The organism is Uliginosibacterium flavum, assembly GCF_040566545.1.
GTDB classification, from domain to species: Bacteria; Pseudomonadota; Gammaproteobacteria; order Burkholderiales; family Rhodocyclaceae; genus Uliginosibacterium; species Uliginosibacterium flavum.
In genome coordinates this window covers 12,312-25,426 of sequence record NZ_JBEWZI010000005.1, presented here as the reverse complement: position 1 = coordinate 25,426, position 13,115 = coordinate 12,312, and the positions used below count along the sequence as shown (strand labels likewise).

Below are 13,115 nucleotides of genomic sequence, written 5' to 3'. Positions count from 1 at the left end.
GGCTCTGCAAGCACGCCTATTCAAGACCAAATTCCGCTGAAGCAGGACACGGGTCTCCGCTTGGGCATTCAATAAACCGAAAGGAGGCGTTCAGGCCGATTCAACTTTGAGGGAATGCCCCTCAACGCCGATGACACGCGCACGGCTGCCACCACTTAGCTTCACATCAGAGACGCAAGCCCAGCGATCGGAGCCCATCAGTGGGCGCTGAAACAGGATTTCACCCGACTGGAACGGCATGACATCACGCACCAGCAAGCCCACTTCACCCAAGGCCTCATCGGAGGTCCCGACGCGCGTGCTCTTGTCCTTGCTGCGAAACACACGCAACCAAAGGACAACCAGTGCCGACGACAAAACGGCCCAAGTCAGCAATTGGGCCGTTAAGGACAAAGGAAATAGCAGCAGCAACAATCCCAACACCAAAGCCGCGAGCCCCAGCCAGACCAGTACGAAAGCCGGTACAAAAAGCTCGCAAATGCACAGCGCAAAGCCGATGACAATCCAGTGCCACCACTGCATGTTCATATTGCCGCTCCGAGAATTTACTTGCTGCCAGCCGTTGCTGTCAGCTCAACCACATTCGAGTGTTCGCTGATTTCACCCAAGCGGGTAAGTTTGCCATCCACGCTTGCGCCACAATCCATACGCAACTGGTGATAGCTGATATTGCCGGTAACACGGGCATTGCCTTGAAGCTCAAGAAAATGCGCGACCTCCAGGTCGCCAACGATCTCGCCGTTGATGACTGCATCATAGGCGCTGACATTGCCGGAAATGCTGCCCTGATCACTCAACACCAACAGACTTTTGGTGCCCGGCTTGGACAGAACATTGCCTTTGATATGGCCGTCTACGCGCAAGCCATCGAGGAAATGCACATCGCCGCTCAACTCCATATTGCTGGCAATCAAGCTGGACAGCTTGGTGAGTTCAATCTGAGTATCTTTTTTCTTGCCAAACATTTCGATAGCCTCCAAAAATCGTCATTGCACTTGGCTGACGGCACTTCCGCGATAGAAAGACAGGTCCTTGCGCGCCTTTTTCAATTCTTCAGCCTGTGTCGCAAGCTGACGCTCCAGTGCTTCACGCGTCGCCTGCTCGTGCTGAAAGCTCATGGTCTGCTGCTTCAGCTCATCAGCGAGACGCTGATTGTCTCGCCCCAGCGCCTCCACATGGGCACGTAAAGCCACTTCCGGTGAAACCTGCTTGAACGACAACACAAAAAACGCAAGGCCGGCAAGAATGGAAATCACCAGAACAATCCCCAGCTTGCTGCGTTTGCCGGAAACCGAAAGTGAATATGAAGCGCCCGAAAGCGTCTGTGTGATGGAGGATTTGTTGCGCTTAAACATTAGGGAGTTGGGCTCCGATGCTCAAATAGAGTTTGGGATCCACGAAACGCCCATTGTGAAGGATTTCGAAATGCAGATGTGGGCCTGTTGAACGGCCAGTCGAGCCGACTTCAGCAAGCAATTGCCCCGGGGTGACAATATCACCCAGCTTTACATAGACTTTCGAGGTATGGGCATAACGCGTAAGGAGGCCGTTCCCATGATCAATCTCAACCAGCAAGCCAAGTTCGGAAACCCAACTGGCGGTCTTTATCACACCACCTCCTGCCGCGCGAATCTGTGTCCCGGTCGGCGCCTCGAAATCCAGCCCTGAGTGAAAAGCCAGATTTCCATTCAACGGATCCAAACGATTCCCAAACGGCGAACCTACTTTAGGCACCAATATCGGCGACTGAATTGGCATTGGCATGTATGCAACGCTGCGCTGTATCGTGGCAGCCTCGATTTTTCCAAGCAGATCCTGAATGCACGCCAGTGACTGTTCGGTACGCGCCACCTGAGGCCCCGTCAGGCCTTTATTCAATTCATCAGCCGTACACCCTTGCGGCGCAAGTGCTTTACCCCCTGCTGCCGAGGCTTTTCCAGCACCAACGGCACTCGGCGGCACGGACACTCGACCTGCCTTCAAATCCCCCAGACGGCTTTCGAGAGCCTCCAGCGCAGAGATTTTCTTTACCAATGAGCGGGCGTCGTTTTCAAGCTTGACCAAGCGCCCCGCCATATCCCCCAAACGATCAAATGCAAATCGTTCCTTTACAGGATCAGTTGGTGCGGAAACCTGCATTTCACTCTGTGCAAGGTTGAAATACCGCCCAACGAAAATTCCAGCACCAAATGTCAGCATTCCAAAAAGAGCGACTCCCGATACGCCAGCGAACAACAATTGTCGTAACGAGATCATGCGCACACCCGATCTCGAAATCGAGCGTGTCGTATGCAAAATGAAGGCCATCGGGTCTCCTCTTGGCGGGGGCTGCAACTACTTGCGCCCACCTGTCCGGTTTATGCCAAATTGTATATTTTCACAAGGAGGCCAGATATTTCCTTGCGAACAACACAAAACTGATATAGGCAAATCGAACGAATACTAACACCTAAGAAGAGGTTTTCGGCAAGCGCCACCTTCCAGAAGGAGAGGACACGGCGAATCAACGGTCCGAACAAAGTGCTACTGCGAGCGATGCTGAGCCAGCTTCAACCAGGTATCAATCACGGTATCTGGATTGAGAGAGATGGTCTGAATGCCTTCATCCATCAGCCACTCTGCAAAATCGGCATGATCGGAAGGGCCTTGCCCGCAGATGCCAATATATTTTCCCAGACGATTGGCAGCCTTGATTGCCGCAGAAAGCAAAGCTTTTACTGCCGGATCGCGCTCATCAAATGCATGCGCAACCAGACCAGAATCGCGATCCAGCCCCAACGTCAGCTGGGTCAGATCGTTAGAGCCGATCGAAAATCCATCAAAATACTCAAGGAACTGTTCAGCCAGCAACGCATTTGATGGGATCTCGCACATCATGATCAGTTTCAAACCATCCTTGCCCCGCTCCAGACCATTCTCTGCAAGCAAGCGCACCACCTCACGCGCCTCTTCCGTTGTTCGCACAAAAGGCACCATCAATTGCACGTTGCTGAGCCCCATCTCGCCACGTACTTTCTTCATTGCCAGGCACTCCAGTTCGAAACAATCCCGAAAACTGTGGGCAATGTAGCGTGACGCCCCGCGAAATCCGAGCATCGGATTCTCCTCTTCCGGCTCGTAAATTTCGCCGCCCAGCAACTTTCGATATTCGTTCGATTTGAAATCCGACAGACGCACAATGACCGGTTTTGGCCAGAACGATGCAGCAATCGTAGCCACACCTTCAGTCAGGCGCTCAATGAAAAAATCACGGGGATTCGCGTAACCGCGAGCGCGTCTGTGAATTTCCTCCTGCACGCTGACCGGCATCTGCTCAAACTCCAGCAAGGCCTTGGGATGAATCCCGATCATGTTGTTGATCACGAATTCCAGCCGTGCCAAACCGACTCCGGCATTCGGGATCTGCGCAAATTCGAAAGCCAACTCTGGATTGCCGACATTCATCATGATTTTTACCGGAATCTCGGGCAGATTACCCATGTCGGTCGTAATAACCTCATATTCCAGACGGCCACGATAGACATAGCCGGTATCGCCTTCGGCGCACGAGACAGTCACCGAGCCGCCTTCCAGCAGCACCTGAGTAGCATCACCACAGCCAACAATGGCCGGAATGCCCAACTCCCGGGCAATAATCGCCGCATGACAGGTCCGGCCTCCACGATTGGTTACGATGGCCGAGGCGCGTTTCATCACCGGCTCCCAATTGGGATCGGTCATGTCCGTCACCAGAATATCGCCATCCTGCACCCGATGCATTTCAGAGGCGTTGGCCACAATCCGCACAGGTCCTTCACCAATTTTCTGGCCAATCGCCCGTCCGGTCGACAAAACCCGACCGTGCTGTTTGAGGCGATATTTCTCCATTACCAGCACATCTTTAATTTGCGACTTCACCGTTTCCGGTCGCGCCTGAAGAATATAAATCTTGCCATCCTGCCCGTCGCGCCCCCACTCGATGTCCATCGAGCGACCATAGTGTTTCTCGATAATGCAGGCGTAGCGTGCAAGCTCCAGCACCTCTGCATCAGACAATGAAAACTGATGCCGCTCGCCGTCGACCACATCCAGCATCCGGGTAGAACGACCAACCGCCGTAACATCCGCAAACACCATCTTGATCAATTTGGAACCAAGGCTGCGCCGGATGACTGCGTGCTTGCCTGCGGCCAACATGGCTTTATGTACAAAAAACTCGTCAGGATTAACCGCCCCTTGCACAACGGTTTCGCCCAAGCCATAGGATGAAGTGATGAACACAACATCCTTGAAACCTGACTCGGTATCCATCGTAAACATCACCCCGGCAGCCCCCAGATCGGAGCGCACCATCCGCTGCACCCCGACCGACAAGGCTACATCTGCATGCGCAAACCCCTTGTGTACCCGATAAGCAATAGCCCGATCGTTATAGAGCGAAGCAAATACCTCGCGGATTGCGTGCAGCAGATTGTCAAACCCCCGGATATTCAGGAAGGACTCTTGTTGCCCGGCAAAAGACGCATCCGGCAAATCTTCAGCGGTTGCCGAAGACCGGACAGCAAAACTGCCCTCGCCTTCCGCGACCAGACGCTCGTAATGTGTACGAACATCGCGCTCAAGCGCTTCAGGCAAAGGCGTCTCGACAATCCATCGACGGATCTGGGCACCCGCCCGGGCCAAGGCAATCACATCTTCGATATCCAGACGAGCAAGCTCTGCCTGGATTTTTCCGGCCAGCCCCATGTGTGCCAGAAAATCCCGGTAGGCTTCAGCCGTGGTCGCAAAGCCGCCGGGAACACGCACCCCCGCAGCTTGCAACTGGCTGATCATTTCACCTAAAGAAGCGTTTTTCCCGCCTACACTTGCCACATCACTCATGCGCAAGGCTTCGAACGGGATCACATATTGGGACATAGGAACACCTCTCTGCGGTTGATTGTTGATCTTTTGCGAGTCATTCTATAGAGCAATATGCTGCATCGCATCAGAAACAACCCGTACGACCGACTACGCAGTCAAGTGTTTGTAAATAAGGGGGTTTGTTTATGTCCAGCACACAGCGCAGAACTGTTTTTTTTATCTCTGACGGCACAGGAATTACCGCAGAAGCGCTCGGGCACAGTCTGCTCGCGCAATTCCCGGATTGTCGCTTCAGGCAAGTCCGCGCGCCATTCGTAGACAACATCGACAAGGCGCAGGCCTGTGTACGCCAGATCCGTGATGCGGCAACGCACGACGGCTTCCGTCCGATAGTGGTCAGTACACTGGTGAACAGCGCAATTGTTGCAACACTGCGCCAGGCCGACGCACAGTTTCTGGATCTGTTTGAGCAATTCATCGGCCCGCTTGAAGCCGAACTGGGAACAAAATCCACACATACCGCAGGACGATTTCACGGCATTGCCGAGAGCGAGGACTACAAAGCGCGTATCGAGGCCATCAACTTCACGCTGGCCCATGACGACGGGCAGAGCAACGAAAAGCTTGATGAGAGCAACGTCATCCTGGTCGGCGTTTCGCGCTCAGGCAAGACACCCACCAGCCTTTATCTGGCCATGCAATTCGGCGTCAAAGCCGCGAATTACCCATTGATTCCGGAAGACTTCGAACGCAACAAGCTACCGCCCGATCTGATCCGGTATCGCACCAAGCTTTATGGTCTGACGATCACGCCAGAACGCCTGAGCCAGATCCGCCAGGAGCGCCGCCCGAACAGCAAGTACGCGGCTATCGAAAACTGCCTCTACGAAATTGACGCGGCTCAACGTCTGATGCGGCGCGAAGGAATTCCTTTCATCGAGTCCACCTCACGCTCGATTGAAGAGATTTCGGCCAAAATTCTCCAAGAAATCCGTATCCCTCATATTGGCTATTGATGCCTGCTGGTCATACAAAAGCGTGTTCTGTTGCGCCGGAACACGCTTTTTTCGTTTGTGCAGTGCACTACCGGGCAGAGTTTGAGCGTCGTCAACCCTAATAGGCGACTAGCTCAGAACAATGCGATGGCCCGGAACGTTGACTTGTTTTTTGCATGAGTCAACGCCTCCGTAAAACACAGAGTATTTTTGTTGATTGAAGTACCTATCAGGAGGCAGTTATGTCATTTGCAAGCATGGCCCGTAGTGCCTGCGCATCCAGTTTTGCGCAAGGCGGCAAGGCCCTTAGTCGTTTGAAATGCCTATTGGCATTGGCTCTCGGCACCGTATCCCTTCCATCCTTTGCAAATGGTGGTGAGGCGAATCTTGTTCTGCCAAACCTGAATGACCCGGCTCTGGCCACCTTTTTTGGTGGCATGACCGGTAGCACCCTCCTGAGCTATGGCCTGATCATCTGTGTCCTGGGCCTCGTGTTCGGCGCCGTGATTTACGCGCAAGTCAAAAAAATGCCCGTACATCGTTCGATGGCCGAAGTCAGCGAACTAATCTACGAAACCTGCAAGACCTACATGATCACCCAGGGCAAATTCCTGCTGATCCTCGAAGCCTTCATCGCCGTCGTCATCGTGATCTACTTTGGCTTCGTGGCACAAAACGCCCAAGGCGGCGCTGGTTTGCCGGCAAGCGAAGTCGCGCTGATCCTCGCATTCTCGCTGATCGGTATCGCCGGCTCTTACGGCGTGGCCTGGTTCGGCATCCGCATCAATACCCTGGCCAACAGCCGCACGGCTTTCGCCTCGCTTGAAGGCAAAGCCTTCCCGGTGTACGCGATCCCGATGAAATCGGGCATCTCCATCGGCATGCTGCTGATCTCCACCGAGCTGCTGATCATGCTGTGCATCCTGTTGTTCATCCCGGAAAGCCTGGCTGGCAAGTGTTTCATCGGCTTCGCCATTGGTGAATCCCTGGGCGCGGCTGCATTGCGTATCGCTGGCGGCATCTTCACCAAGATCGCTGACATCGGTTCCGACCTGATGAAGATCGTTTTCGGTATCAAGGAAGACGACGCACGCAACCCCGGCGTGATCGCCGATTGCGTGGGCGACAACGCTGGCGACTCGGTTGGCCCGACGGCTGACGGTTTCGAAACCTATGGCGTGACGGGCGTTGCCCTGATCAGCTTCATCATGCTGGCCGTACCTGAAGCCACCGTACAAGTTCAGCTGCTGGTCTGGTTGTTCGTGATGCGCGTGATGATGATCATTGCTTCCGGCATTTCCTATATCGGCAACGAAACGGTGATGAAAGCCATTTATGGCGCCAAGGAGCGTTTCAACTTTGAAGCCCCGCTGACCTCGCTGGTCTGGGTGACTTCCATCGTTTCCTTGATCCTGACCTTCATCGTTTCGAAGGCCTTGATCGGCAGCATCGCCATCAACGGTGTTGTTTACGCCGACTTGTGGTGGCAGCTGTCCGTGATCATCACCTTCGGCACGCTGGCCGGCGCCATCATTCCTGAAGTAGTGAAAGTCTTTACCTCCGTTCATTCGCGCCACGTGCGCGAAGTTGTGACGGCTTCCCGCGAAGGCGGTGCCAGCCTGAACATTCTGGCCGGCCTGACCGCCGGTAACTTCTCGGCCTTCTGGATGGGCGTAATCATTGTTGCCCTGATGACCGGTGCTTATCTGGTGTCGCAAGGTGAGCTGGCCCAGGTGATCAACCCTGACCATGGTTCGACAATGGCCGCGGTGTTCTCCTTTGGTCTGGTGGCTTTCGGCTTCCTCGGCATGGGCCCGGTCACCATTGCTGTTGATAGCTATGGCCCCGTTACAGACAACGCTCAGTCAGTCTATGAGCTGTCGATGATCGAAACCATTCCTGGCATCGAAGCCGAAGTGAAGAAAGATTTCGGCATCGCCCTGGACTTCAGCAAGGCCAAGGATTTGCTGGAAGAGAACGACGGCGCGGGTAACACCTTCAAGGCAACCGCCAAGCCGGTGCTGATCGGCACGGCCGTGGTTGGCGCAGCAACGATGGTGTTCTCCATCATCTTCCTGCTCACCGACGGTTTGAATACCAACGTTCAGAACCTGTCGATGCTTTACCCGCCCTTCCTGCTCGGCCTGATCTCTGGCGGCGCAACGATTTTCTGGTTCTCCGGCGCTTCCATGCAGGCCGTGTCGACCGGTGCCTATCGTGCCGTGGAATACATCAAGCAGAACATGAAACTGGATGAAGGCTCGACCAAGGCATCGCTGGAAGACAGCAAGAAAGTCGTCGCCATCTGTACCGAGTACGCGCAGAAGGGCATGTTCAACATCTTCCTGGCCGTGTTCTTCGGCACGCTGGCTTGTGCTTTCGTTGAGCCCTTCTTCTTCATTGGCTACCTCGTCTCGCTCGCCATCATCGGTCTGTATCAAGCCGTGTTCATGGCGAACGCCGGCGGCGCCTGGGACAACGCCAAGAAGATCGTCGAAACTGAACTGCGCGCCAAGGGCACGGATCTGCACGCAGCTGTCGTGATTGGCGACACCGTGGGCGATCCGTTCAAGGACACCTCGTCTGTCGCGATGAACCCGATCATCAAGTTCACCACCCTGTTCGGCTTGCTGGCAGTGGAAATGGGCGTCGGCATGGTGGCCAACGGCCAACAAACCCTGGCCTATGTGCTGGCCGGCGTGTGTTTGCTGATCAACATGTTCTTCGTCTATCGCAGCTTCTACGGCATGCGCATTGAAGTCATGCCGTCTGCAAAGTAAGCAGATCGCAGTTCTATGAAAAAGCCGGCCGCGTGCCGGCTTTTTCTTTGGCACAATCTGTCTTCATGGCACCTGCACCGCTGTGCCCTCCCTCTGGAAAACCTCTCATGCCCACCCGTTTGCTTGATGCCCTGCCAGCGGCTTTCCCGATCTGGCCGGATGCGCCGCCCGGCGGCCAGCCGAGTCAATTGCAGGAAAGTGCCAGTCAAAAACCCGGCAATATCCTTTCAGTACGCGGCGTCAGCATCCCGACGCTAACCCCCTTTCTGCCAGAACATCCAAACGGCAGCTCGATCATAGTGATCCCGGGCGGCGCCTATTCACAACTGGTGTTCGACAAGGAAGGCAGTGAAATCGCCCTCTGGCTCAATCAGTACGGCATCACGGCTTTTGTATTGAAACACCGCCTGCCGGTTGAAGGGCATGCCGACGACTATCTTGTGGCCCTGCAGGATGTGCAACGAGCCATTCGCCTGACAAGAGCGCACAGCAAGGATCTTGGGCTTGATGCCTCGAAGATCGGCGTCCTTGGAGCGTCTTCAGGGGGGCACCTCGCAGCCACAGCAGGCACGCGCTTCTCCAGCCAGTGCTATACGCCTGTAGATCAAATAGATAGCTTCAGCGCACGGCCGGATTTCATGTTACTGCTCTACGGCGCTTACACCGGCAACATGGCCTTCAACCATGCCAGCGGCGAACAGCTGTTTTTTCCCGAGGCCGTCAAAAATCGTCTTTACGCGGAATTCATCCCCAGCGCGCAAGTTAGCGCAGACACGCCGCCAGCCCTCCTGATTGCCGCCGGCAATGACGATCGCGTCAGCCCGGAAAATAGCACAGCTCTATTCCTGGCCCTTCACCAAGCGGGTGTGCCGGCACAGCTGCAGATTTTTGATGACGGCGGTCACGGCTTCGCTTTGCGCTCACCGGATACCTGCACTTTTGCCGCCTGGCCAGCCGCCTGTATTGACTGGCTGCGCCGGCACGAACTGATCAGCGCAAACTGAATCCCACCACCGGCGGGCACATCGCCTAACGGTCGTGACTTTGAAAGCCACACCCTGAGCATGGAAGTCATGCCCGTTTCCCTCTCCCCCAACCCCTCTCCCAAATGGGAGAGGGGAGCTTCGAGAAGTCGCTCTGCGACTTTCACGCTAGAATTGTGACCCGCCTCTTGTCCTGAACGCCATGTCCAGCGCCTTTCCTGCGCATCAAGCCTTGCAACAGCAACTCGCCGAACTTGACGCCCGCGCCCTCACGCGCCGCCGCCGCGTGCAATCGCGCCCTTGCGGCCCGGCCACACTGAGCGATGGCAAGCCGTTGCTGGCCTTCACGAGCAATGATTATCTGGGTCTGGCGAATGCGCCCGAGCTAATTGCGGCCGCTCAGGAAGCCGTCGCGCGCTGGGGCGTTGGCTCCGGCGCCTCGGCCCTGGTCAGCGGCCACACCGAAGCCCACGAAGCACTGGACCACGCGCTCGCCCGTTTCGTTGGCTGCCAAGCGGCGCTGAGTTTTTCCACTGGCTATCTCGCCAATCTGGCTGTAATGCCTGCGCTGCTGGGACGCGGCGATGCGATTTTTGCGGACCGCCTGAACCACGCCTCACTCGTCGATGGCGCCTTGCTCAGCCGCGCCCAATTACTACGGTATACACATCTGGATCTGGTCATGCTGGAAAAGCAGCTGGCAGCTTCCAAGGCCAAACGCAAGCTGATTGTCACCGACAGCGTCTTCAGCATGGACGGCGACACTGCTCCACTCCCGGCATTACTGGCACTGGCCGAACGCTACGACGCCTGGCTGCTGGTGGATGACGCCCACGGCTTTGGTGTGCTCGGCCCACAAGGGCGCGGGGCACTGGCCGAGGCCCAACTCAGCTCGCCGCGCCTGATCCTGATGGCCACGCTGGGCAAGGCTGCAGGCGTCGCAGGGGCCTTTGTCGCGGGCTCGCAAACCCTTATCGACTGGCTGCTGCAAACCGCCCGGCCATATATTTTCACCACCGCGCCACCGCCCATGCTCGCCGCCACGCTGCTGCGCGCACTCGGCTTGGTCGAGCATGGCGACGCACGCCGCGAGCATCTGCAAGCCATGATCACGGCCTTGCAAGCCGGGTTGGCGGATACACGCTGGCAGCTGCAAAGCTCACGCACCGCCATCCAGCCAATCCTGATTGGCGACAACGCACTCACGCTCCGTGTGGCGCAGCAGCTCGAAGCGCTGGGCATCCAGGTGCCGGCAATCCGCCCGCCGACCGTGCCACAAGGCACTTCGCGTCTGCGCATCTCGCTGTCTGCAGCGCACTCTTTGGCGGATGTTGAACGCCTGTGCGCCGCCTTGCGTTCGCTGGATTGCGCATGAATCAGACGCTGGTTCTACTGCACGGCTGGGGCTACACACCAAAAATCTGGGACGGCTTGCGCGCCGAACTCAGCAACTTTGAACTCTGCACACCCTTGCTCCTGCCACCCTGCGCCAATCTTGCCACTTGGGCTGATGAACTCACCGCCAGCCTGCCGGATGACGCCATCCTGATCGGCTGGTCACTGGGCGCCATGCTGGCCATGAATCTGGCCGCGCGCCACCCGGCCAAAGTGCGCGGCCTGTTCCTGATCGGCGCCAGCCCGTGCTTTGTTGCGCACGAGGCTTGGGCACATGGCCTGGAAGCCAATACCGTGACGGCGTTCCGGGCAGGTTTCAGGCGCAACCCGGCACGTACGCAGCAGCGTTTCGTTGCCTTGCAAGTGCTCGGCGACAGCCAGCGCCATGCGCTCGCGCCGCTGCTTGAAAACGCCCTCGCCGATCCCGCTGAGCACGCCACAGCACTGGAGGCGGGACTACAAATCCTGGCCGAAGCCGATTTGCGCTCGCTTGAACTCCCCCCCGGCCTACCGGTGCTGCTACTCCATGGCCGTCAGGACGCGCTGATGCCGGTAGCGGCAGCCGAATATCTGCAAAGCCACCATGCCGGCGCACGCCTGCACATCATAGAAGACGCCGGCCACGCGCCCCTGCTCAGCCAGCCCGCCGCATTGGCCAGGCACATTCAGGCTTTCAGCGATGCCCTCTAAAGTCGACAAACAAGCCATCCGCGCCGCCTTTGGACGCGCCGCCGGCCAATACGACCGGGTTGCCGAAGTCCAGCGCCGCATTGCCCGCTCCCTGCTTGAGCGTACCCCGCCCCTCAGTACCGCGACCATTCTCGATGCCGGCTGTGGCACCGGTTTTGGTGCGAGCTTGTTGCGCCAGCAGTGCGTCGGCTCGACAGTTTTCACCCTCGACGCCGCCTATGCCATGTGCCAGCAAAGCGGCACACCACTTGTTGCTTGCGGCGACATCGAAGCGCTGCCCGTCGCCGACGCCAGTCTGAATCTCTACTGGTCCAGCCTCGCCTGGCAATGGACGCAAGCCGCGCGGGCGATTGCCGAAGCCGCCCGCGTGCTCAAGCCCGGCGGCCTGCTGCGGGTCGCCACCCTCGGCCCGGCTACCTTGCACGAATTACGCACGGCCTTCGCCAGCGTGGATGCGCATCCGCATGTACGCGATTTTCAGTACGCCGAACTACATGCCGACCTGCTCGCCGCCAATGGCTTTCACGCCATCCAGGTCGAGCAGCGTATCGAACGCACTTTCGCGCCCGATCTGCCCAATTTGCTGCGCGACATTCGCAGTCTGGGCGCCCATGAACTGGGTCAGGCGCGCCGCCCCGGACTGCTCGGACGCCACGCCTGGATCTATTTGCAGGCAGCTTACGAAAACTTCCGCGAGGCCGAAGGTCTGCCCGCCAGTTATGATGTGATCACCCTTTGCGCTACGCGCTCCGCCGCATGAACTCCGCTTATTTTCTGACCGGCACCGACACCGAAATCGGCAAGACCTTCGCCAGCTGCGCCCTGCTCCACGCCTGGCGTGCGCAGGGCCTCAGCGCCGTCGGCTACAAACCGGTTGCGGCCGGCGCGGAACTGCTCGATGGCACATGGAGTAATGCAGACGCGCGCCAGCTGCAAAGCGCCAGCAGCCCTGGCTTCAGCCTGACCCAGATCAACCCGCTGTGCCTGCGCGCAGCCATCGCGCCGCATCTGGCCGCGCAGCTTGAAGCCCGTCCCATTACCCTGGCGCCAATCCTGCAAGGCTTTGCCCAGTTGCGCCCGCAGGCTGAGCGGATCGTGGTCGAAGGCGTCGGCGGTTTCCGCGTGCCGCTTGGCAAGGATTTCGACAGCGCCGATCTGGCGCTCGAACTGGGCTTGCCGGTTATCCTCGTCGTCGGCCTGCGTCTGGGCTGCATCAATCACGCCCTGCTCAGCTTTGAGGCCATCGCCGCGCGCGGCCTGAGTCTGGTTGGCTGGATCGGTAACACCTTGCAGCCTGAAATGATCCGACTGGCGGAAAACCTGCAAACCCTGCGCGAACTACTGCCAGCCCCCTGTCTTGGGGTATTGCCACACATCGCTGACGGCGATCCCGCACGCGCAGCGGCCTTCCTCAAGGTTTCCTGAATACC

Annotated in this window: 12 protein-coding genes; 7 read left to right on the top strand and 5 right to left on the bottom strand. The window is 57.5% G+C overall.

The window, feature by feature from the left end; all coding sequences use genetic code 11:
• Nucleotides 1-90: 90 nt before the first annotated feature.
• The 5 genes from ABXR19_RS06090 to ppsA form a co-directional block, all read right to left on the bottom strand.
• Nucleotides 91-528, bottom strand: coding sequence for an NfeD family protein (locus ABXR19_RS06090; RefSeq protein WP_354600213.1), 438 nt, complete (start codon nucleotides 526-528; stop codon nucleotides 91-93).
• A gap of 17 nt (nucleotides 529-545) precedes the next feature.
• Complete coding sequence (locus tag ABXR19_RS06085; protein WP_354600212.1) at nucleotides 546-965, bottom strand: bactofilin family protein; 420 nt, start codon at nucleotides 963-965, stop codon at nucleotides 546-548.
• 21 nt (nucleotides 966-986) lie between these two features.
• Nucleotides 987-1,355: a hypothetical protein gene (locus ABXR19_RS06080; RefSeq protein WP_354600211.1), complete on the bottom strand. Its 369-nt coding sequence runs from the start codon at nucleotides 1,353-1,355 to the stop codon at nucleotides 987-989.
• Nucleotides 1,348-2,307: a M23 family metallopeptidase gene (locus ABXR19_RS06075; protein ID WP_354600210.1), complete on the bottom strand. Its 960-nt coding sequence runs from the start codon at nucleotides 2,305-2,307 to the stop codon at nucleotides 1,348-1,350. The genes ABXR19_RS06080 and ABXR19_RS06075 overlap by 8 nt, the downstream gene beginning before the upstream one ends.
• A 216-nt stretch (nucleotides 2,308-2,523) precedes the next feature.
• The gene (gene ppsA, locus ABXR19_RS06070; RefSeq protein WP_354600209.1) at nucleotides 2,524-4,896 is read right to left on the bottom strand and encodes a phosphoenolpyruvate synthase; all 2,373 of its coding nucleotides are present in this window, start codon (nucleotides 4,894-4,896) and stop codon (nucleotides 2,524-2,526) included.
• Nucleotides 4,897-5,027: 131 nt separating this feature from the next.
• Here ppsA and ppsR point away from each other — a divergent pair, with 131 nt between their 5' ends.
• From ppsR to bioD, 7 genes are all read left to right on the top strand, one after another.
• On the top strand, nucleotides 5,028-5,858 hold the full coding sequence (gene ppsR, locus ABXR19_RS06065) for a posphoenolpyruvate synthetase regulatory kinase/phosphorylase PpsR (RefSeq protein WP_354600208.1): 831 nt from the start codon (nucleotides 5,028-5,030) through the stop codon (nucleotides 5,856-5,858).
• Between the two features lie 221 nt (nucleotides 5,859-6,079).
• The gene (locus tag ABXR19_RS06060) at nucleotides 6,080-8,617 is read left to right on the top strand and encodes a sodium-translocating pyrophosphatase (protein ID WP_354600207.1); all 2,538 of its coding nucleotides are present in this window, start codon (nucleotides 6,080-6,082) and stop codon (nucleotides 8,615-8,617) included.
• A 107-nt stretch (nucleotides 8,618-8,724) separates the two neighbouring features.
• Entirely contained in the window at nucleotides 8,725-9,621 is an 897-nt protein-coding gene (locus tag ABXR19_RS06055) for an alpha/beta hydrolase (protein WP_354600206.1), read from the top strand.
• Between the two features lie 181 nt (nucleotides 9,622-9,802).
• Nucleotides 9,803-10,975 carry an 8-amino-7-oxononanoate synthase gene (bioF, locus tag ABXR19_RS06050; RefSeq protein WP_354600205.1) on the top strand — a complete coding sequence of 391 codons (1,173 nt, stop codon included), beginning with the start codon at nucleotides 9,803-9,805 and terminating at the stop codon, nucleotides 10,973-10,975.
• Entirely contained in the window at nucleotides 10,972-11,685 is a 714-nt protein-coding gene (locus tag ABXR19_RS06045; RefSeq protein WP_354600204.1) for an alpha/beta fold hydrolase, read from the top strand. The genes bioF and ABXR19_RS06045 overlap by 4 nt, the downstream gene beginning before the upstream one ends.
• The gene (locus tag ABXR19_RS06040) at nucleotides 11,675-12,445 is read left to right on the top strand and encodes a methyltransferase domain-containing protein (protein WP_354600203.1); all 771 of its coding nucleotides are present in this window, start codon (nucleotides 11,675-11,677) and stop codon (nucleotides 12,443-12,445) included. The genes ABXR19_RS06045 and ABXR19_RS06040 overlap by 11 nt, the downstream gene beginning before the upstream one ends.
• A complete protein-coding gene (bioD, locus tag ABXR19_RS06035; RefSeq protein ID WP_354600202.1) occupies nucleotides 12,442-13,110 on the top strand; it encodes a dethiobiotin synthase in 669 nt (222 codons plus the stop codon). The genes ABXR19_RS06040 and bioD overlap by 4 nt, the downstream gene beginning before the upstream one ends.
• Nucleotides 13,111-13,115: the final 5 nt, after the last annotated feature.

Bases quoted from the DNA above. Each gene is read 5' to 3' on its own strand.
- ABXR19_RS06090 (WP_354600213.1), bottom strand. From the start codon at position 528: ATGAACATGCAGTGGTGGCACTGGATTGTCATCGGCTTTGCGCTGTGC.
- ABXR19_RS06085 (WP_354600212.1), bottom strand. From the start codon at position 965: ATGTTTGGCAAGAAAAAAGATACTCAGATTGAACTCACCAAGCTGTCC.
- ABXR19_RS06080 (WP_354600211.1), bottom strand. From the start codon at position 1,355: ATGTTTAAGCGCAACAAATCCTCCATCACACAGACGCTTTCGGGCGCT.
- ABXR19_RS06075 (WP_354600210.1), bottom strand. From the start codon at position 2,307: ATGGCCTTCATTTTGCATACGACACGCTCGATTTCGAGATCGGGTGTG.
- ppsA (WP_354600209.1), bottom strand. From the start codon at position 4,896: ATGTCCCAATATGTGATCCCGTTCGAAGCCTTGCGCATGAGTGATGTG.
- ppsR (WP_354600208.1), top strand. From the start codon at position 5,028: ATGTCCAGCACACAGCGCAGAACTGTTTTTTTTATCTCTGACGGCACA.
- ABXR19_RS06060 (WP_354600207.1), top strand. From the start codon at position 6,080: ATGTCATTTGCAAGCATGGCCCGTAGTGCCTGCGCATCCAGTTTTGCG.
- ABXR19_RS06055 (WP_354600206.1), top strand. From the start codon at position 8,725: ATGCCCACCCGTTTGCTTGATGCCCTGCCAGCGGCTTTCCCGATCTGG.
- bioF (WP_354600205.1), top strand. From the start codon at position 9,803: ATGTCCAGCGCCTTTCCTGCGCATCAAGCCTTGCAACAGCAACTCGCC.
- ABXR19_RS06045 (WP_354600204.1), top strand. From the start codon at position 10,972: ATGAATCAGACGCTGGTTCTACTGCACGGCTGGGGCTACACACCAAAA.
- ABXR19_RS06040 (WP_354600203.1), top strand. From the start codon at position 11,675: ATGCCCTCTAAAGTCGACAAACAAGCCATCCGCGCCGCCTTTGGACGC.
- bioD (WP_354600202.1), top strand. From the start codon at position 12,442: ATGAACTCCGCTTATTTTCTGACCGGCACCGACACCGAAATCGGCAAG.